17 protein-coding genes and 1 pseudogene are annotated in these 19271 nt (G+C 57.2%); 13 read left to right on the forward strand and 5 right to left on the reverse strand.

The features are described from left to right. Positions 1-50: 50 nt before the first annotated feature. Both AC2D8V_RS16275 and AC2D8V_RS16280 read left to right on the forward strand, forming a co-directional pair. A complete protein-coding gene (locus AC2D8V_RS16275; RefSeq protein WP_484734641.1) occupies positions 51-2306 on the forward strand; it encodes an NADP-dependent malic enzyme in 2256 nt (751 codons plus the stop codon). Beyond that, a complete protein-coding gene (locus AC2D8V_RS16280) occupies positions 2306-3178 on the forward strand; it encodes a ribokinase (RefSeq protein WP_484734642.1) in 873 nt (290 codons plus the stop codon). Before AC2D8V_RS16275 ends, AC2D8V_RS16280 begins: the two co-directional genes overlap by 1 nt. Positions 3179-3180: 2 nt before the next feature. Here the strand turns inward: AC2D8V_RS16280 and msrA are convergent, their stop codons facing one another. Then, positions 3181-3843 (reverse strand): peptide-methionine (S)-S-oxide reductase MsrA, encoded by a 663-nt coding sequence (msrA, locus tag AC2D8V_RS16285; protein WP_484734643.1) that lies wholly within the window; start codon positions 3841-3843, stop codon positions 3181-3183. Between the two features lie 180 nt (positions 3844-4023). Between msrA and AC2D8V_RS16290 the strand changes: the two genes are divergently transcribed. After that, positions 4024-4716, forward strand: a complete 693-nt coding sequence (locus AC2D8V_RS16290) for a sulfotransferase-like domain-containing protein (RefSeq protein ID WP_484734644.1) — start codon at positions 4024-4026, stop codon at positions 4714-4716. Here AC2D8V_RS16290 and AC2D8V_RS16295 read toward each other — a convergent pair. Then, positions 4713-4997, reverse strand: coding sequence for an SCP2 sterol-binding domain-containing protein (locus AC2D8V_RS16295; RefSeq protein ID WP_484734645.1), 285 nt, complete (start codon positions 4995-4997; stop codon positions 4713-4715). The genes AC2D8V_RS16290 and AC2D8V_RS16295 overlap by 4 nt on opposite strands. Further along, the gene (locus tag AC2D8V_RS16300) at positions 4997-6214 is read right to left on the reverse strand and encodes an argininosuccinate synthase (protein WP_484734646.1); all 1218 of its coding nucleotides are present in this window, start codon (positions 6212-6214) and stop codon (positions 4997-4999) included. Before AC2D8V_RS16300 ends, AC2D8V_RS16295 begins: the two co-directional genes overlap by 1 nt. 124 nt (positions 6215-6338) lie before the next feature. Between AC2D8V_RS16300 and ilvA the strand changes: the two genes are divergently transcribed. After that, entirely contained in the window at positions 6339-7571 is a 1233-nt protein-coding gene (ilvA, locus tag AC2D8V_RS16305) for a threonine ammonia-lyase IlvA (RefSeq protein ID WP_484734647.1), read from the forward strand. Between the two features lie 5 nt (positions 7572-7576). Then, positions 7577-8362, forward strand: coding sequence for an SDR family NAD(P)-dependent oxidoreductase (locus AC2D8V_RS16310; RefSeq protein WP_484734648.1), 786 nt, complete (start codon positions 7577-7579; stop codon positions 8360-8362). Here the strand turns inward: AC2D8V_RS16310 and AC2D8V_RS16315 are convergent. Further along, positions 8347-8691 (reverse strand): Hpt domain-containing protein, encoded by a 345-nt coding sequence (locus AC2D8V_RS16315; RefSeq protein ID WP_484734649.1) that lies wholly within the window; start codon positions 8689-8691, stop codon positions 8347-8349. The two genes, AC2D8V_RS16310 and AC2D8V_RS16315, sit on opposite strands and share 16 nt — an antisense overlap. Before the next feature lie 149 nt (positions 8692-8840). Here AC2D8V_RS16315 and AC2D8V_RS16320 point away from each other — a divergent pair. Continuing rightward, positions 8841-10124, forward strand: a pseudogene (locus AC2D8V_RS16320) (PP2C family protein-serine/threonine phosphatase). Here the strand turns inward: AC2D8V_RS16320 and AC2D8V_RS16325 are convergent. After that, entirely contained in the window at positions 10100-10549 is a 450-nt protein-coding gene (locus AC2D8V_RS16325) for an NUDIX domain-containing protein (protein ID WP_484734650.1), read from the reverse strand. The pseudogene AC2D8V_RS16320 and the gene AC2D8V_RS16325 overlap by 25 nt on opposite strands. An 82-nt stretch (positions 10550-10631) precedes the next feature. Between AC2D8V_RS16325 and hslO the strand changes: the two genes are divergently transcribed. The 7 genes from hslO to AC2D8V_RS16360 all read left to right on the forward strand — a co-directional run bounded on the left by hslO (position 10632) and on the right by AC2D8V_RS16360 (position 19264). Continuing rightward, positions 10632-11621, forward strand: coding sequence for an Hsp33 family molecular chaperone HslO (gene hslO / locus AC2D8V_RS16330; protein ID WP_484734651.1), 990 nt, complete (start codon positions 10632-10634; stop codon positions 11619-11621). Next, positions 11614-12204, forward strand: a complete 591-nt coding sequence (locus AC2D8V_RS16335; RefSeq protein WP_484734652.1) for a CoA pyrophosphatase — start codon at positions 11614-11616, stop codon at positions 12202-12204. The genes hslO and AC2D8V_RS16335 overlap by 8 nt, the downstream gene beginning before the upstream one ends. Further along, positions 12183-13361 (forward strand): CCA tRNA nucleotidyltransferase, encoded by a 1179-nt coding sequence (locus tag AC2D8V_RS16340; RefSeq protein ID WP_484734653.1) that lies wholly within the window; start codon positions 12183-12185, stop codon positions 13359-13361. Before AC2D8V_RS16335 ends, AC2D8V_RS16340 begins: the two co-directional genes overlap by 22 nt. 171 nt (positions 13362-13532) lie before the next feature. Then, on the forward strand, positions 13533-15371 hold the full coding sequence (locus AC2D8V_RS16345) for an ABC transporter ATP-binding protein (RefSeq protein ID WP_484734654.1): 1839 nt from the start codon (positions 13533-13535) through the stop codon (positions 15369-15371). Then, the gene (locus AC2D8V_RS16350; protein WP_484734655.1) at positions 15368-17200 is read left to right on the forward strand and encodes an ABC transporter ATP-binding protein; all 1833 of its coding nucleotides are present in this window, start codon (positions 15368-15370) and stop codon (positions 17198-17200) included. The genes AC2D8V_RS16345 and AC2D8V_RS16350 overlap by 4 nt, the downstream gene beginning before the upstream one ends. Before the next feature lie 38 nt (positions 17201-17238). Next, complete coding sequence (locus AC2D8V_RS16355; RefSeq protein WP_484734656.1) at positions 17239-18465, forward strand: class I SAM-dependent RNA methyltransferase; 1227 nt, start codon at positions 17239-17241, stop codon at positions 18463-18465. Positions 18466-18484: 19 nt separating this feature from the next. Further along, positions 18485-19264 carry an ion transporter gene (locus AC2D8V_RS16360; protein WP_484734657.1) on the forward strand — a complete coding sequence of 260 codons (780 nt, stop codon included), beginning with the start codon at positions 18485-18487 and terminating at the stop codon, positions 19262-19264. The last annotated feature ends 7 nt before the right edge of the window (positions 19265-19271 follow it).

Consider the following 19271-nt stretch of genomic DNA (forward strand, 5'->3'; position numbering starts at 1 on the left):
CGGGGCGGCTGACCGCTATGAGCAATAGAGTCGGGTAAGGGAGGAACCGCATGTCAAAGAACCGTGTAACGCCAGAAGAAGCGCTTGCGTTTCACCTTGAACCGACACCTGGAAAGTTCGAGGTGACGGCGACGGTGCCGATGACCACGCAGCGTGATCTCAGTCTTGCCTACTCGCCGGGTGTCGCCGTGCCGTGCGAGGCGATTTCGGAAAATCCCGAGACGGCTTATGATTATACGACCAAGGGCAACCTCGTCGCGGTGATTTCTAACGGCACGGCGGTTTTGGGTTTGGGCAATCTCGGGGCGCTGGCGTCCAAGCCGGTAATGGAAGGCAAGGCCGTTTTGTTCAAACGGTTCGCAGACGTAAACTCCATCGACATTGAACTGGACACAGAAGATCCCGACGAGTTCTGCCGCGCGGTCAAACTGATGGGGCCTACTTTTGGCGGTATCAACCTAGAAGACATCAAGGCGCCTGAGTGCTTCATCATTGAACAGCGGCTTAAGGAAGAGATGGATATTCCCGTCTTCCACGACGACCAGCATGGCACAGCTGTGATTTGCGCCGCGGGGCTGATCAATGCGCTTCATATCTCGGGAAAGAAGATCGAGGATGTCCGGATAGTGCTTAATGGTGCAGGGGCTGCGGGGATTGCCTGTCTCGAGTTGCTCAAGGCTATGGGTGCGGGGCACCAGAACTGCATCATGTGCGACACCAAGGGTGTGATTTACCAAGGGCGGTCCGAAGGGATGAACCAGTGGAAATCAGGGCACGCTGTCGCCACTGAAATGCGCACACTGGAAGAAGCGATGAAAGGGGCGGATGTTTTTCTTGGGGTGTCGGTCAAGGGCGCTGTCACCCAAGAGATGGTCGAAAGCATGGCGGAAAATCCGGTGATTTTTGCCATGGCCAACCCTGATCCGGAAATCACGCCAGAAGATGCGCATGAGGTGCGTCCGGACGCGATTGTTGCCACAGGGCGGAGCGACTATCCCAATCAGGTGAATAACGTTTTGGGCTTTCCCTACCTGTTCAGGGGTGCGCTGGACATCAACGCGCGCGCGATTAACGACGAGATGAAGATCGCTTGTGCCCACGCATTGGCGAAGCTTGCACGCGAGGATGTTCCGGATGAAGTTGCACTGGCCTACGGAAAGTCGCTGAGTTTTGGTCGTGACTACATTATTCCAACTCCTTTTGATCCACGGCTGATCCACCGGGTGCCGCCGGCGGTTGCCAAGGCGGGCATGGATACAGGTGCCGCGCGCAGGCCCATCATCGATATGGATGCTTACGAAGTGTCACTGCGCGGACGCATGGACCCGACGGCCAGCATTTTGCGCGGTATCAATGCGCGCGCACGTGCAAATCAGGCGCGCATGATCTTTGCCGAGGGTGACGATCCGCGAGTGCTGCGGGCGGCGGTCACATACCAGCGGTCAGGATTCGGCAAGGCGCTTGTCGTCGGACGTCAGGAAGACGTGCGCAAGAAGCTCGAAGAAGCGGGGATGGCCGAGGCGGTGCGCGAGATTGAGGTTGTCAATGCAGCCAATACTACGCATCTCGATCAGTATAAAGATTTTCTTTATAACAGGCTCCAACGTGGTGGTTTTGACGTGCAGGATGTGCACCGTCTGGCCGCGAGAGACCGGCATGTATTCTCTGCTTTGATGCTCGCGCATGGCCATGGGGATGGTTTGGTGACCGGGGCGACACGCAAGTCAGCTCACATCATGGACCGGATCAACCATGTGTTTGACGCAGACGTCGGCAGTGGCGCGGCGGGGATCACCGCGATCTTGCACCGCGGCCGGATCGTATTCATAGCCGACACATTGGTACAGGAGTGGCCGGATGAGAATGATCTGGCCGATATTGCAGAACGCGCAGCGACTGTGGCCAGAAATATGGGTCTGGAACCACGTGTCGCTTTCGTCAGCTTTTCGACCTTCGGATACCCTGTTTCAGAGCGCGCCACAAAAATGGCCCGCGCGTCAGAAGTGCTGGATGCCCGTGGCGTTACCTTTGAATACGAAGGTGAGATGACCGTCGACGTCGCAATGAACCTGAAAGCGCAAGAGAACTATCCGTTCTCTCGGTTGACCGGGCCTGCAAATATTCTGGTTGTTCCTGCGCGACACTCCGCCAGTATTTCGGTGAAGCTGATGCAGGAAATGGCCGGCGCCACTGTAATCGGCCCCATACTCGCGGGTGTCGACGGCTCAATTCAAATCTGCTCCACCGTTTCGACGGCGAATGACATCCTCAACATGGCCGTTCTCGCAGCCTGTCGGGTTGGCTGATGGCGATATACAATCTGGGGTCAATTAACATTGATGTGGTCTATCGGGTACCGCATCTGGTTGCACCGGGCGAAACGCTCGCCGCAACAGAAATGACGCGTGGACTAGGCGGCAAGGGCACCAACATGTCCGTGGCTGCGGCCCGAGCGGCGGCGCGTGTTGTCCACATTGGCGCAGTTGGCAGCGACGGGCGCTGGGCGGCAGAGCGGTTGATGGAATACGGAGTGGATACTCGGTTTATCGCAATGGTGGATGCACCGACCGGTCACGCAAACATCTGTGTCGATGATGCAGGCGAAAATGCCATCGTCCTCTATCCCGGTGCGAATGGTGAGATCACGCAGGATGCGTTGGGGCAGGCATTATCCGAAGCTTGTGCGGGGGACACCTTCATCACGCAGAATGAAACCAACGCACAGGCAGAAGCGGTCAGGATGGCGCGAGACCTCGGATTGCGGGTGGTTTATGCGGCAGCACCTTTTGATGCCGATGCGGTGCGCGCGGTGATGGACGACCTCGATTTGCTGATCCTGAACGAGGTTGAGGCGGCGCAACTGAGCGCTGCAACAGGCTCTGATATTGAGGATTTGCCCGTTCTTGAAGTTGTCGTCACGATGGGTGCGCAAGGATGCCGGTGGTTCAAAAAAGGCGAGGCACCAAAAGACTTTGCCGCGCATCCCGCCGAACCGGTGGATACAACCGGCGCCGGCGACACATTCACCGGCTATCTGATCGCTGGACTTGACCGGGGCGCGCCAATGGCGCAGGCCATTGATCTGGCAATGCGGGCCGGTGCGCTGATGGTGACACGCCTTGGCGCGGCGGATGTGATCCCGGACCTCAAAGAGATTCAGGACCTGCGTCTGGGCTAGGTCTAGCTGCCAGTAAAGGGCGCGGCATCTCCCCAAAGCTCTTTGACCCGCTGGTCGCGGCCACATGCGTTGCGATACGCTTCATATGCTTTGGACTGCCGTTTTGGCCCAAACCTTGTCAGAACAATCTTGCTGCCTTTGTAATAATCCTGATGGTAGGCCTCGGCTGGATAGAACGGGCTGGCATTCAGAATAGGCGTGACGACTGTCTCGCCCAATGCGTTCTGTGCTTCTGCCTTTGCTTGCTTTGCAGCGTTTGCCTGCTCTACCGAGTTTGGGAAGATCGCGGTTCGGTAGGCGTCGCCGCGGTCACAGAACTGACCACCCGCGTCGGTCGGATCGACAGACCGGAAAAACATCGACAATAGCGCTTCTTCGCTGACCACGGATGGGTCAAACTGAATTTGTACTGCCTCATAGTGGCCGGTCCCGCCTGCCACGACCTGTTTGTACGTCGGATTCTCGACCGTTCCCCCGGTAAAGCCCGACACGACCTCTTTGACGCCGCGCACTTTCTCAAAATCTGATTCGACGCACCAAAAGCATCCACCAGCAACCGTAAGCGTCTCTAACTCAGCCGCTTTTGCTGCTTTTCCCTGTGCGATCAGGCCCAGTGCGATCATACCTGCAAGAGCCACGGACTTCAGTGTGTAAACATGTGTCATCGTAATTCTCCTTTGGAGCAACTTTGCTGATCAAACGCGCGAACAGCAATTAAGGTCCGTGTGATCTCACGCGGTGGTGATTTCTGTTTACAGCCTTGGCATTACGATGCGGGGTTTCTACCGTGTTTTGAAACAATGCGCGGCGTGCAGCGCGCCGTTTGAAACACAAGGAGGGGCGTTATGCGCATCGCAATGTGGTCTGGGCCGCGGAATCTGTCGACAGCGATGATGTACAGTTTTGCGGCCCGTGACGATTTCACCGTGATGGACGAGCCATTCTATGCGCCTTTTCTGGCCGCCACGGGCAACGACCATCCGATGCGCGACGAAATCCTTGCGCGGCACGAGACCGATCCGGCGAAAGTTGCCTCTGCATGCCTTGGCCCGTTGGAAACACCGCATCTTTATATGAAGCATATGCCGCACCACATGGAGCCCGGTTTTCCAATGGAGTGGACTAAAGAGTGCGTCAATGTTCACCTGATCCGCCACCCCGCACGAGTAATCGCCAGTTACGCGGCAAAATGGCCTGAAGTTACCCTGGAAGAAATCGGCTTTCAGCAGCAGATGCAGCTTTACGATCAGATTGGCGGTGCCGTGATCGACAGCTATGACATTCGCCAAAACCCTGAAGCTGCGCTGCGCAAGCTGTGCGCAACTATCGGCCTGCCGTTTGATCCGGCCATGCTGTCATGGCAAGAGGGCCCTCGCCCGTACGATGGTGTCTGGGCCGCGCATTGGTACGGGGCTGTGCATCGATCAAAAGGGTTTGCAGGCGCAGAAGGGCCGCTGCCCGAACTGAACGGTCGATATGCGGAGTTGCTGCGCGCCGCGATACCCGCTTATGAAAAATTGGCCCGCAGCAAGATTTAACCGAGCAGTTTACCGAGTTTCAGCGCCACTGACATGTCACCGGAGACTTTCAACTTGCCGGTAGCAAAAGCTGTGACCGGATTGAGCTTGCCTGCGATCAGCTTTTCGAGGTTGGCCGTAGAAATACCGATCGTGCAGTCGGCCGGGTGATCCGCCAATGTCGCCTCGCTGCCTGCCAGCGTCAGCATCCCATCTGCTCCGCAATCAAACTTCAGCGAATTGTCCAGCGGTCTCTTGTCGAGACCGCGCTGGATGCGCTGGGCAATCTCTGCAAGTGTCATCATTTCATGCGCCGATCGCGTGCAGCCAAAAGCTTTAGGCGCAGGGCGTTCAGCTGAATGAAGCCTGCCGCATCCTTCTGATCGTAAGCCCCCGCGTCATCCTCGAACGTCACATGCGCCTCGGAATACAGGCTGTGATCTGACCAACGGCCAACAGTGCGAACATGCCCCTTGTAAAGCTTCAGGCGAACGGTGCCTGTCACATGCGTCTGACTTTCGTCGATGGCGGCCTGCAGCATCGTGCGCTCCGGGCTGAACCAGAAACCGTTGTAAATCAGCTCGGCATAGCGCGGCATCAGCTCGTCCTTCAAGTGCATTGCGCCGCGATCAAGTGTGATGCTTTCGATGGCACGGTGCGCCTCAAGCAGCAGGGTGCCGCCGGGTGTCTCGTAGATGCCCCGCGATTTCATGCCAACAAAGCGGCCCTCAACCAGATCAAGCCGTCCGCATCCATGCTTGCCGCCCAGTTCGTTCAACTTGGTGAGGATAGCAGCAGGGGACATGGTTTTGCCGTTAATAGAGACTGCATCGCCCTTGTCAAAACCCACCTCGACATATTCCGGTGTGTCGGGGGCATCTTCCGGGTTTACCGTGCGCTGGTAGACATAATCCGGCGCGTCGACGGCAGGGTCTTCGAGCACTTTGCCTTCTGATGAGGTGTGCAGCAGGTTCGCATCAACGCTAAAGGGCGCTTCGCCGCGTTTGTCCTTGGCAATGGGGATCTGGTTCTTTTCGGCAAAATCAATCAGCTTTGTCCGGCTGGACAAATCCCATTCCCGCCACGGTGCGATCACCTTGATTTCGGGGTTCAGCGCGTAGGCTGCAAGCTCAAAGCGGACCTGATCATTGCCCTTGCCCGTAGCCCCGTGTGCAACCGCATCGGCTCCGGTTTCCTCGGCAATTTCTACCAGCCGTTTCGAGATCAGTGGGCGGGCAATGGAAGTGCCAAGAAGGTAAAGCCCTTCGTAAACCGCATTTGCGCGGAACATCGGAAACACGAAATCGCGTACAAACTCTTCGCGCAGATCTTCGATGTAGATGTCTGTCGCACCCATCATCTCTGCTTTCTTGCGCGCAGGCTCCAACTCTTCGCCCTGACCGAGATCGGCGGTGAATGTCACAACTTCGCAGCCGTATTCCGTTTGCAGCCATTTAAGAATGATTGAGGTATCGAGACCGCCTGAATAAGCGAGCACAACTTTCTTTGGCGCTTGCATGGTTTTTCCCCTTCGTTCGATGCACGCGCCCTAGCGGGTTTTCGCTGGCTGGGCAAGGTTGAACGCCGCGTTGACGGCAACGGGTTCTAAAGGTTAGGTCATCGGGTCTGTCAGAGGGATCGTGATGTCCGAAGAGTTCCGTACCGCCGCGCAGGCAGCGACTGCTGCAATGCGTGACGTATTTCCAGCCACGCCACTGCTGCGCAACGATCTGCTGAGCAAGCGCTACGGGGCTGACATCTGGCTCAAGCGCGAAGACCTCAGCCCTGTGCGTTCTTACAAATTACGCGGCGCTTTTAATGCCATGCGCAAAGTGATCCCGGCGCGTGATACATTCGTTTGCGCCAGTGCGGGAAATCACGCTCAGGGTGTCGCCTTCATGTGCCGTCACTTTCACGTAAAGGGCGTCGTTTTCATGCCTGTCACCACGCCTGAGCAAAAGGTAATGAAAACCAAGATGTTTGGCGGTGATAATGTCGAAGTGCGCCTGATCGGGGATTACTTTGACCAAACGCTTGGTGAAGCGCAGTTGTTCTGCAAAGAACAGGGCGCCCATTTTCTGTCGCCTTTTGATGATGAAGACGTGATTGAAGGACAGGCATCTGTTGCTGTTGAAATCGCAGAGCAGTTAGGCCGCGTTCCCGACCGGATTGTGCTGCCTGTTGGTGGCGGCGGTCTGTCAGCGGGCACGCGGAGTTACTTTGCTCAAGACACCGATTTTACCTTTGTAGAGCCTTCGGGCGCCAAAAGCCTCGCCGCTGCGCTGGAAGAAGGGCACCCCGTTGACGTATCGCCGATCAACAACTTTGTGGACGGGGCAGCGGTCGCTCAATTGGGCGCGCGCACCTTTGACCGGCTTCGGTCGGTTGAGCGGTCAGACGTTCTTGATCTGTCAGAAGATCGCATCTGCGGCACGATTATCGAAATGCTGAATGTCGAGGGTATCGTGCTGGAACCGGCGGGCGCACTGGCGATCGAGGCATTGGGCGAGATTGCGGACAGCATCAAGGGCAAGACGGTTGTTTGTGTTGCGTCGGGCGGAAATTTCGACTTTGAACGATTGCCCGAGGTCAAGGAAAGAGCGCAGCGCTATGCCGGATTGCAGAAATACATGATCCTGCGGTTGCCCCAGCGTCCCGGCGCGCTGAAGGATTTTTTGCAAACACTTGGCGCGCACGACAACATCACCCGGTTCGAGTACATGAAAAAATCGGCTCGAAACTTCGGGTCAGTATTGATTGGCATAGAAACAGACGATCCGCACAATTTTGAAGAGATGTTCCAACGAATTGAGGATGCGGGTTTTACCTACTCTGACATCACCAATGACGAAATCCTCGCGCAGTTTGTCATCTGATGGGAATGACGCCGGAAAATCGTGTGGTTCTTGTCACCGGCGGCGCGCAGGGCATCGGGGCGGCGCTGGTCGCGCGCTGCAAGGCGAAAGGTGCGCGTGTTGCGGTGCTGGATCAGGTTGCCTGCGCGACTCCGGATCTGTCTTTGATTTGTGACGTGGGAGACGCTGTCGCACTTGGGGATGCCGTGACGCAAGTTGAAAAAACGCTTGGTGCCATTGACATATGCGTCTCTAACGCGGGTGTTTTGAGCAGTGGCAGCGTACCGCTTGGTACGACGGCAGACTGGGAGAAGTGCTGGCGCGTCAATGTGATGGCGCATGTGCACATGGCGCATGCGGTACTGCCAGGTATGGTCGCCCGTGGATCTGGTTGGTTTGTCAATGTAGCTTCGGCTGCAGGGTTGCTGAATCAGATTGGTGATGCGGCATATTCGGCAACGAAGCACGCGGCGGTCAGTTTTGCCGAAAGCCTTGCGATCACCCATGGTGTAGATGGTATTGGCGTAAGCGTGGTGTGCCCGCAATACGTTGCCACGGGACTGATCGGTCTATCTGACGAAGACGCCTCAAAGTCAGAAAATTTGCTCACTGCGGATGATGTGGCGGTGCATATCCTTGCCGCAGTTGCTGAGGGAAGGTTCAGAGTGTTGCCGCATCCTGATGTTGCGCAGTTTGCGCAGATGCGCGCACAGGACCACGATGCCTGGATCGCGGGGATGAGACGCCTGCGGCAAAAAGCTGTCGATAGTTTTGGAAGCGCTCCGCCTGAAGCGATCTATAAACTGCTTTGATCATCCATGTGTTCGGGCAATTCGGCAATGAACTGAGAACGCGAAGCGCTATAGCTGCCTATAATACCGTCTATATCCACGCTGGTGTCTGCGGTTTGTGCCATTTCCTGTTCGGCCGCTGCGCATCTTTGCGAAAACTCTGCAAATCCCAAACTAAGCGCGCTGCCTTTGAGAAAGTGAAGTTTTTCCGCAAGTGTCTGAGGCGCTATCTGCGTGGTCAACTGCCCGATCTCTTCATCAACTTCGAGCAAAAACAGCTCGACAACCTCGTCAAAATCTTCGGCGCCTACTTCTTCGCGCAACTCCGATACTCGTTTCCAATCGATCATTTCCGGTCTCCCAACACGCAGGTTTATGGGGCTGGAACGCTTAAAAATGAGTATTCGCGTAGCATTAAAAAGAAGACAATTTTAGGCTTCACGCGGCTTTAATGTTCAGCGGAATATAGGTGGGCCACACGCAGTTCTCTTGAGGCCGAATGACCGAACCTTCCCCGAAAACAGTGGCCGATATACCACCTGTCACCGCCGCACCTCAGCGGCGGGTGCTTGTTGTAGATGACAGTCGATTGCAGCGCAAAATTCTCTCAAGTTCTCTAAAGCGCTGGGGTTACGACGTGATCGAAGCCGACAATGGGGCAACCGCGCTCGAAATTTGCCGGCAAGATCGGCCCGAACTCGTGATCAGCGACTGGATGATGCCCGGCTTGACGGGCCTCGAGTTCTGCAAGGCGTTCAAAAACCTGACGGACGACTCCTATGGTTATTTCATTCTGCTGACATCCAAGAGCGAAAAGCGTGAGGTGGCTGAAGGTCTCGATTCAGGAGCGGATGATTTTCTTACCAAGCCGGTGGATGGCAATGAAATGCGCGCCCGTATTACCGCGGGTGAGCGCATTATCGATATGCAACGGCAGCTGACTGAAAAGAATAAGGTCATCGGCGACACGCTGGATGAACTTCAGCGGTTGTATGACTCGCTGGACAACGACCTGCAGGAAGCCAAGCAATTGCAGCAATCGCTGGTTCCCGAGCGGCACAAGTCAATTGGCAACAGCAGTCTGTCTTTGTTGTTGCGGTAAAGCGGGCATGTCGGGGGGGATCTGGTTGGCTATTATCCAGCGGGCGACGGGCATCTGGGCCTGTTTGCTCTGGATGTTTCCGGCCACGGGATCAGCTCTGCCCTGATGACCGCGCGGCTGGCAGGATATCTGTCAAGCACAGCATTGCATCAGAATGTCGCGTTGGAAAAAGGCCCCGACGGGGAATATCGGTCGCGTCCACTTGCGGATGCGATCGAATCGCTCAACGAACTCGTTCTCGACGAGATGGAGACGGAACAGTACTTCACCATCATGCTTGCCGATGTCGATTTGCGAACCGGCGCGGTCGAGATCGGGCAGGCCGGGCATCCGCATCCGGTGGTGCAGCGCTGCGACGGCACGCTTGAGCAAGACGGGACCGGCGGGTTTCCGGTCGGGCTAATGTCTGGCGTCAGCTTTTCGCAATTTTCGCTCAAACTTGACGCGGGCGACCGCCTGATCATCTTCTCCGACGGCGTTACCGAATGCCCCGGTGAACAAGGAGCAATGCTTGGCGAAGAGGGTTTGGAAGAGATGCTTGCCGAGCTGAGCGATATCAAGGGGCCAGCGATGCTCGAAGCTTTGATCTGGCGACTGGGAGAGTTTGCCGGTCAGGCAGATTTCCCCGATGATATCTCAGGCATCTGTTTTGAATATCACCCCGATATGATGCCGAAGTAACGGCTGAGGTAAAGGCGATCACCGTCATTACCCAATAGTTCTGCGGCCGTTCTTGGTGCTACAAAAAGTGTCTCGTGATCTGCTTCTATAGGGTCGGCGATATGCAAAACCGGCCGCGCCACATAAACATGGCAGATCTTCTCGGCCCACAGATCATATTCCGGCATAAAGACAAACCGGCGAAACGCGCCCATACGGCGCGGCGCGGTGATGCGCCATCCGGTTTCTTCGAGTACCTCGCGGTGGAGCGCTTGCAATGGGCTCTCGCCCGGATCAATACCACCGCCGGGAAGTTGAACGTCGAGCGCGTCCGCGACCTGCAAGGTGAGCAGAACCTGCCCGTTTACAGGCAAAATCGCGTAGGCACCGGGGCGTGCGGTGTACTTGCGCGTTGCATCTGGTGCATGGCCGATACGTGGTATCATTCTGGCCTGTCCTCTTTTCATAGGGGTTGAGACGCTTATATGGACGCGGTATGCCAAGCGGCCAAGGCTAAGGAAACCCCTGATGACACTCGGACAACAGATTGCGTGGGATGACACTGTCCTGCCATTTCAACTCGATGCCAGCGACATACGCGGTCGCGTGGCCCGTCTAGATGGTGCGCTGAACGGCATTCTCAGTCAGCACGACTACCCGCCTCAGGTCGAGGCACTGGTGGCCGAAATGGCGCTTTTGACAGCGCTGATCGGCCAGACCGTGAAATTGCGTTGGAAACTGCAGTTGCAAGTCCAAAGCAAGGGCGCCGTTCGGATGATTGCCACCGATTACTACGGCCCGGAAGCAGAGGGCGATGTGGCCCGTATCAGAGCCTATGCAAGCTATGACGCAGACCGGCTGACCGACGCGGCGCCGTTCGATCAGGTGGGCGAGGGGTACTTCGCCATCATGATTGACCAGGGAAAGGGTATGACGCCGTATCAGGGGATTACGCCCTTGGCGGGCAAATCACTGTCTGACTGTGCCGAAGCCTATTTTGCGCAATCCGAGCAATTGCCGACACGGTTTTCACTGAGTTTTGGTAAGTCGACAGAACCCGGGGTCGCCGAGCACTGGCGCGCAGGTGGCGTGATGCTTCAGCACATGCCCAAAGCGTCCCCTTTTGTCGCTCAGGGCGAGGGTACAGGCGAAGTGCTTCAGGCTGACGACATCGTGCACGGGGACGAGAAGGACAATTGGAACCGGGTGAATATCCTGCTCGACACCGTCGAGGATATTGAACTTATCGGTCCTACCTTGCCGCCGAACGACTTGTTGTTGAGGCTGTTTCACGAAGAACAGCCGCGCGTTTTTGTGACGCAACCCGTGCGATTTGGCTGTACCTGTTCGGAAGACCGTGTGCGGCAGTCGTTGTCGATCTACTCGGCGCGGGACATCGAAAAAATGACGACAGACGCCGGTCGCGTGACGGCAGATTGCCAGTTCTGCGGGGCGCATTACGATCTCGATCCCGCAACCGTTGGCTTCGAGGCCGAAAAAGGCGGCGATGATGCATGACGTTGCAGAGATCCGGGCGGCTTTGTCTCGCCCGGGTCGCCCCTCTTCGGATTTTGATCTGAACCCTGAAACCGTTCTGCCGCAGGGCCGCAAGCTACGGCCTGCCGGCGTTTTGGCGCCAGTGATCGAAGCGCCTGACGGTCTGCGGTTGCTTTTGACCAAGCGATCCTCGGCCCTGAAACACCACCCCGGCCAGATTGCCTTTCCGGGTGGAAAACAGGATGAGGCCGATCCCGATGTCACTGCGGCGGCTTTGCGCGAGGCGCGCGAGGAGATCGGACTTCCGTCGGAACAGGTGGACATCCTCGGCAGACTGCCCGCACACGAGACGGTCACAGGGTTCTTGGTAACCCCTGTGATCGGGCTTGTTCGCGGGTCATTCACGATCACGCCGGAACCCGGAGAAGTCGATGAGGTATTTGACGTACCGCTGGCTCATGTGTTGGACGAGGATAATTTCGTCGTTGAAGGGCGTCGCTGGCGTGGGCAGCGCCGCTCTTATTTTGCGGTTCCCTACGGCCCCTATTACATCTGGGGGGCAACTGCGCGTATGTTGCGTGCATGGACCGATCAGATGAAATAAAAGTGCCATCCGGCACGCTTTGGCTGGAGGATTCCGCGGCACAGGCAGTTTGCAGGGCCGTCGCGGCGCGAGGTGCAAGCATATATTATGTCGGTGGTTGCGTCCGGGATGCGATATTGGGCGTGACTGGCGGCGACGTGGATTTTGCATCTGATGCGCGCCCCGAAGAAGTGACACGCCTTGTCGAAGAGGCAGGTCTCAAGGCGGTACCAACCGGTATTGAACACGGGACCGTCACCGTCGTCAGCGCGGGCAAGGGTTTTGAAGTCACAACGTTCCGAGCCGATGTCCAGACTGATGGACGTCGTGCTGTGGTGCAGTTTTCATCTGATATCACCGAGGACGCAAAGCGCCGCGATTTTACGATGAACGCCCTTTATGCAACGGGCGATGGCAAAATCGTCGATCCGCTGGGCGGTTTGGCGGATTGCCGGGCGCGACGGGTCCGTTTCATTGACGATGCGGCCACTCGCATTCGCGAGGATTACCTGCGCATCTTGCGGTACTTCAGATTTCACGCATGGATCAGCACACCTGAAGCAGGATTTGATCCCGACGCCTTGGATGCAATTTCCGCCAATTCAGACGGGTTAGAGACACTTTCCGCAGAACGCATCGGCGCAGAGATGCGGCGGCTGCTGGCTGCGCCGGATCCGTGTCGTGCAATAGCCACCATGGATCAGACAGGCGTCTTGATGCGCGTCCTTCCGGGGTCTGACACAAGTCTGTTGGGTCCGGTTGTGCACCTTGAAGCGCAATCAGGTCTTGTTGCGGATGTCATGCTGCGACTGGCGTCTCTGGGGGGACAAGATGCCACTGAAAGGCTGCGCCTGAGCCGGGCTGATGCGCAGGTGTTGCAGGCTTTTCTGGTGCATGGATACGGGGCAGTACCGCTGGCTGAAGTAGCGTACCGTCAGGGTGTGAGAATTGGTCTGGGTGCGGCAATCTTGCGGGCCGCGATGGCCAGTCAGCCATTGGAACCCAACACACATGCGCGACTGGAAAAAGCGGCGGCCGCACGCTTTCCCGTGACTGCAAAGGATCTGATGCCTGAATTATCCGGCAAAGCGCTGGGCGATGCGCTTCGCCAGATGGAGCAGCGATGGATTGCTTCTGACTTCAGCTTGTCTCGTGAAGATTTGATGAAAGCGCGCTGAAATCCTCGACAACTCGGGTCGGGCTCTGCTAGAGAAATCGCGTAATACGGAGGTGTACGAAATGTATCGCGGGATCTGGTTCGGCTGAAGCTGGCATAACCCACATCCTACCGGGCAGCCCGAGAGGCGTCTGGTCATTTCGTAATACGTCAAATCCAAGGCCTCCGTACCATGTTCCGTTTCTTCGAAAATCTTATTGATCCCTATTGCGACTACCCGCAGAAAAACGTGCCGCCGACGCGGTTGTGGCCGTTCTTGCAAGAGTACGCCGTACCGTTCCGGCGCGTATTTGCCATTACAGCTGTAATGTCCATCGTCGTCGCGGCCATTGAAATCTGGTTGATCTATTACATGGGGCGGGTCGTCGATCTGTTGCAGGGCGATCCGGCACGGGTCTGGGAGGATTACGGTACCGAGTTGGTCGCGGTGGCGGTATTCATTCTGCTGTTCCGGCCGATAATTCAGGCTCTGGATGTAGCGCTACTTAACAATACAATCATCCCGAATTTCACGGCGCTGATCCGGTGGCGCGCGCACCGCCACGTATTGGGTCAGTCGGTTGGCTGGTTCGAGAATGACTTTGCGGGCCGTATCGCCAATCGCATCATGCAAACACCGCCTGCTGCCGGTGAGGTGATCTTTCAGGTGTTCGACGCCATTTCATTTTCTCTGGCATATTTGATTGGCGCGGCAATCCTGCTGGCGACGTCGGATGAGCGGCTGCTGCTGCCGCTTGCTTTGTGGTCTGTTATGTACTTTTCGTTGGTCTACTGGACAGTAAAGCGCGTAGGTCCGGCGAGCCAGGCGTCGTCCAATGCCCGCTCTGTCGTGACCGGGCGCGTTGTGGACGCCTATTCGAATATTCACTCGGTGAAAATGTTCGCCCACCACGACAAAGAGATGAATTACGCCAAAGAGGCCATTGAGGACACGCGAAAGACATTCATGCGCGAGCAGCGCATCTTTACGCTGATGGACCTGATGCTGGTCTGCCTCAACGGGGTGCTGATCGTAGGTGTAGTGGGTTGGGCCATTGCGCTGTGGGTGCAGGGAACGGCGAGTGTTGGCGTCGTTGCCGCAGCGACGGCGTTGACACTGCGTCTTAATGCGATGACGGGATGGATCATGTGGGCCCTCACGTCGTTCTTTCGTGAACTGGGCGTTGTCGCCGAAGGCATGGAGACCATAGCGCAGCCGATTGCTCTGACGGATGTGAAAGATGCCAAGCCGCTTCATCTTTCCCAAGGCAGGATCGAAATGCAGGGTCTCAGCCACCATTATGGTCGCGCCAGCGGTGGTTTGGACAATGTCGATCTGGTTATAGAACCGGGCCAGAAAGTCGGACTGGTCGGCCGGTCCGGAGCGGGAAAATCGACACTGGTAAAGCTGCTTTTGCGTTTCTACGACCCCGAAGCGGGCCGCATCCTGATTGACGGGCAAGACATTACGCAAGTGACGCAAGACAGCCTGCGCCAGTCCATCGGTATGGTGCAGCAGGACAGTTCTTTGCTGCACCGTTCGGTGCGCGACAACCTTCTCTATGGTCGGCCAGAAGCGACCGAAAGCGAGATCTTTGCAGCGGCACGGCAAGCGCAGGCGCACGAATTCATCCTTGATCTGCAAGACCCCGCAGGTCGTCAGGGATACGACGCACAGGTTGGTGAGCGTGGCGTCAAACTGTCGGGTGGGCAGCGGCAACGCGTTACACTTGCACGGGTCATCCTCAAAGATGCGCCGATCCTCTTACTGGACGAGGCGACCTCGGCGCTCGACAGCGAAGTCGAGGCGGCCATTCAGGATACGCTTTATGGTATGATGGAAGGTAAAACGGTGATTGCGATTGCGCACCGGCTTTCCACGATCGCGCATATGGATCGTATCCTTGTGTTGGATAAAGGAAACATCGTCGAAGACGGCAGTCATGACGCGCTTTTGGCGCAAGGCGGACTATATGCAGAGTTCTGGGCCCGCCAGTCCGGGGGCTTTTTGCAGGTCGAGGATCAAACGTGAAGATATCCGAATGGATTGATGCCTTTCGTAGCGCCGAGGGACCGCCGCCGCAAACACTGGGAGCTTTCATGCGGTGGTGCCTGTCCGGGTCTTGGCCTGCGCTTTGGCTTGCCGCGTTTTTCTCCGCTGCTGCCGGTGCGATGGAAGCGGGGACGGCCTATATTCTCGGCTTGGTTATCGATGCCACTGCGGCTGCAGGCCCAGAGGCCTTTTTTGATGGCCGCAATCTCGCGCTCATCGCAGGGGCGGTAGCGTTCTTTTTGATCGCGCGGCCTTTGCTTTTTGGCCTGTCGGCCTCCGCAAATGCCATTATCGTTCAGCCTAACGTTAACCCGTTGGTCTTGTCGCGGCTGCATCGGTGGACACTGGGTCAGACGGTCGGTTTCTTTGATGATGATTTCGCCGGACGCATCGCACAAAAGCAGATGCAGGCGGCCCGCGCGGTCACGGACGTCGTGTCAGAGGTGATAAACGTGGTGGCGTTTGCGCTTGCGTCTCTGGCCGGTTCGGTGCTGCTGCTCTTTGCAATCGATTGGCGTGTCGCTGTGGGATTCGCGATTTGGCTGGTTGCCTATTTTGCCATGATAAACTGGTTTCTGCCGCGTGTGCGCAAAAGATCAGCGGGCCGCGCGGGCGCGCGTGCCATGGTGTCCGGCCAAGTTGTGGACACGATCACCAATATTAAGACCGTCAAGTTGTTTGCCCACGCCGACCACGAAGACCGTGCGGCGCTGGGCGCAATGGAAAGTTTCCGCCAACGTGCATTAGAATTCGGCTATCTCGCGGCGGGGTTTCGATTTGCGCTGATGACGCTTGCAGGCGTTCTGCCAGTACTTCTGCTAGGTGGGACCGTGATGTTGTGGCAGGCGGGTCAGGCAAGTCAGGGTGACATCGTTGCAGCGGGAGCCGTTGCAATTCGGATTGCCCAGATGACGGGTTGGGTCAGTTTCACGTTGATGGCGATTTACTCGAACATCGGCGAGGTTGAAGACGGTATCCGGACACTGACACCGCGTAACCGCGTTGAAGATGCGCCGGGAGCAACCGCGCTGTCGGTACCTCAGGGACGGATCGAGCTGAAAGACGTTGGCTTTGCCTACGGGCGTGAAAGTGGTGGCGTGCAGAATATCTCGCTGACCGTTGCACCCGGTGAAAAGCTGGGCATTGTCGGTGCATCCGGGGTAGGAAAATCGACACTGGTTTCACTGCTTTTGCGTCTCTACGACGCAGAAAATGGCACGATTACCATCGACGGTCAGGACATTACACAAGTTACTCAGGAAAGCTTGCGCCGGCAGATCGGGATGGTCACGCAAGAGACCGCGATGTTCAACCGGTCGGCGCGGGACAACATCCTCTACGGGCGACCCGACGCGACCGAAGAAGAGATGATGGCAGCTGCACGCAAGGCAGAAGCGCATGCGTTCATCGTTGATCTGGAAGATCACGCGGGGCGCAAAGGGTATGATGCGCATCTGGGTGAGCGCGGTGTGAAGCTGTCTGGTGGGCAGCGTCAACGTATCGCGCTTGCGCGTGCAATCCTGAAGGACGCACCCATTTTGGTTTTGGACGAAGCAACCAGCGCGCTCGACAGCGAGGTTGAGGCCTCTATTCAGGATGCGCTTGAGCGGGTGATGGAGGGCAAGACGGTTCTGGCCATTGCACACCGCTTGTCCACGTTGACCGAGATGGACAGGATCATTGTCATGGAAGCCGGACAGGTCGTCGAAGACGGATCGCACGCCGAACTATTGGCGAAGGGTGGCCTTTACGCGCAGTATTGGGATCGGCAGTCCGGCGGCTTTATCCGGACGGAGGCGGCGGAATAGGGCTGTTATCGTGCGCCCCAAGACCGTACATGCGTGACATGAGCGAATTCACGATCAATAGACTGGGGCTGCACGGCGACGGAATTGCGGACGGGCCCGTGTTTGTTCCACGCAGTTTGCCTGGCGAAGTGGTGACCGGCACGCTGGCAGGTCAGCAACTTCACGACATGCGCGTCCTCAGACCGTCGGACGCGCGTGTTGCGCCCCCGTGCCGCCACTTCAAGTCGTGCGGCGGCTGTCAACTTCAGCATGCTGCGGATGATTTCGTCGCAGACTGGAAAGTAGATGTCGTGCGTCAGGCATTGAATGCGCACGGGTTAGAGACTGTTTTCCGCCCCATTGCTACCTCGCCTGCGCAAAGCCGCAGACGTGCAGGCTATGCCGCGAGACGCACCAAAAAGGGCGCAACAGTCGGTTTTCACGCGCGTGGTTCCGATGCGATTATTCCGGTGCCCGATTGCCAACTGGTGACCAGCGAAGTGTTACAGGGGCAGGCAGTGGCCGCTGCGCTGGCCCAAGCGGGTGCCAGCCGCAAAACGGCTTTGTCGGTGATGGTAACGCAAAGCGATGCAGGGCTTGATGTTGCGGTGCGCGACGGCAAGGAACTGGACGGGCCGCTGCGCCAGCAGCTTGCCAAGATATGCGAGACTATGGGCATGGCGCGGCTGACATGGGGCGAAGAGGTTGTGGCAATGCGCGCACCGCCGTCTCTTGTGTTCGGTCCCGCGCAGGTCACCCCGCCGCCCGGTGCGTTTTTGCAGGCCACGTCCCACGGGCAAGCAACTCTGACAGAGGCTGTTGCTGATGCTGTTGCCGGCGCAACCCGCATTGTGGATCTTTTTGCCGGCTGCGGCACCTTCACGCTGCCGATGGCCTGCCGTGCCGAGGTCCACGCGGTGGAAGGAGATGCAGAGATGCTTTCCGCTTTGGACGCGGGGTGGCGCCATGCGACCGGCGTCAGGCTGGTTACGACCGAAGCGCGCGACCTGTTTCGCCGACCCTTGCTGCCGGACGAGTTCAAAGGCGTCGACGCGGTGGTGCTTGATCCGCCGCGTGCCGGCGCCGAGGGGCAAGTGGCGCAGTTGGTTCAGGCAAAAGTACCGCGCATTGCCTATGTTTCGTGCAATCCGGTGACCTTTGCACGCGATGCGGCACAGCTATCCGCTGCGGGCTTTGAGCTGGATTGGGTGCAAGTGGTAGACCAATTTCGCTGGTCGTCTCATGTGGAGCTTGTGGCCTGCCTGTCTGCCACCCATATGGCTTGAAATCGTTCAGGAGATTGAAATGGCGCTGAGGCAACGCATCGATGTGTGGTTGGACCAACGGTGGGTGACCAACCTTGTCGTCGCAGTGATCGTGTTCAACGCGGTTCTGTTGGGAATGGAGACTTCCCCAAGGATTATGGAACGGGCGGGCCCGTTGATCATTGCGCTTGATAAAGCCTGTCTGACCTTTTTCGTTATTGAAATCCTGCTCAAGCTTTTTGCGCGTGGCGGCCGGTTCTTTAAAAACGGATGGAATATCTTTGATGTCGTCATCGTGGGTGCGGCGCTTGTACCGGGCGCGCAGGGCATGTCGGTTTTGCGTGCGTTGCGCATATTGCGGGTGCTGCGCGTCATTTCCGTCGCCCCAAGCCTGCGGCGCGTTGTCGAAGGATTCGTCACGGCGCTGCCGGGGATGGGTAGCGTGTTTCTTTTGATGGCGATCATCTTTTATATCGGTGCCGTAATTGCGACCAAGCTGTTCTCTTCCAATTTTCCCGAATGGTTCGGGTCTCTGCCGCTGAGCGCCTACACGCTGTTCCAGATCATGACACTAGAGAGTTGGTCGATGGGAATCGTCCGCCCTGTCATGGAGGTTTACCCCTATGCCTGGGCGTTTTTCGTGCCGTTTATCATGGTCACGACATTTGCTGTCGTGAACCTGTTGGTCGGTCTGATCGTGAACTCAATGCAGGATGCGCATCAGGAAGAAGCGGGCGCCGTCACCGATGCCTATCGTGACGAGGTGCTGACGCGGCTGGTCGCCATCGAAGAAAAGCTTAATAAAAACCCGCCAGACTGACGTTTTT

The sequence above is a fragment of the Roseobacter sp. YIN89 genome (genome assembly GCF_057219365.1).

Bases quoted from the DNA above. Each gene is read 5' to 3' on its own strand.
- AC2D8V_RS16275 (WP_484734641.1), top strand. From the start codon at position 51: ATGTCAAAGAACCGTGTAACGCCAGAAGAAGCGCTTGCGTTTCACCTT.
- AC2D8V_RS16280 (WP_484734642.1), top strand. From the start codon at position 2,306: ATGGCGATATACAATCTGGGGTCAATTAACATTGATGTGGTCTATCGG.
- msrA (WP_484734643.1), bottom strand. From the start codon at position 3,843: ATGACACATGTTTACACACTGAAGTCCGTGGCTCTTGCAGGTATGATC.
- AC2D8V_RS16290 (WP_484734644.1), top strand. From the start codon at position 4,024: ATGCGCATCGCAATGTGGTCTGGGCCGCGGAATCTGTCGACAGCGATG.
- AC2D8V_RS16295 (WP_484734645.1), bottom strand. From the start codon at position 4,997: ATGACACTTGCAGAGATTGCCCAGCGCATCCAGCGCGGTCTCGACAAG.
- AC2D8V_RS16300 (WP_484734646.1), bottom strand. From the start codon at position 6,214: ATGCAAGCGCCAAAGAAAGTTGTGCTCGCTTATTCAGGCGGTCTCGAT.
- ilvA (WP_484734647.1), top strand. From the start codon at position 6,339: ATGTCCGAAGAGTTCCGTACCGCCGCGCAGGCAGCGACTGCTGCAATG.
- AC2D8V_RS16310 (WP_484734648.1), top strand. From the start codon at position 7,577: ATGACGCCGGAAAATCGTGTGGTTCTTGTCACCGGCGGCGCGCAGGGC.
- AC2D8V_RS16315 (WP_484734649.1), bottom strand. From the start codon at position 8,691: ATGATCGATTGGAAACGAGTATCGGAGTTGCGCGAAGAAGTAGGCGCC.
- AC2D8V_RS16325 (WP_484734650.1), bottom strand. From the start codon at position 10,549: ATGATACCACGTATCGGCCATGCACCAGATGCAACGCGCAAGTACACC.
- hslO (WP_484734651.1), top strand. From the start codon at position 10,632: ATGACACTCGGACAACAGATTGCGTGGGATGACACTGTCCTGCCATTT.
- AC2D8V_RS16335 (WP_484734652.1), top strand. From the start codon at position 11,614: ATGCATGACGTTGCAGAGATCCGGGCGGCTTTGTCTCGCCCGGGTCGC.
- AC2D8V_RS16340 (WP_484734653.1), top strand. From the start codon at position 12,183: ATGGACCGATCAGATGAAATAAAAGTGCCATCCGGCACGCTTTGGCTG.
- AC2D8V_RS16345 (WP_484734654.1), top strand. From the start codon at position 13,533: ATGTTCCGTTTCTTCGAAAATCTTATTGATCCCTATTGCGACTACCCG.
- AC2D8V_RS16355 (WP_484734656.1), top strand. From the start codon at position 17,239: ATGAGCGAATTCACGATCAATAGACTGGGGCTGCACGGCGACGGAATT.
- AC2D8V_RS16360 (WP_484734657.1), top strand. From the start codon at position 18,485: ATGGCGCTGAGGCAACGCATCGATGTGTGGTTGGACCAACGGTGGGTG.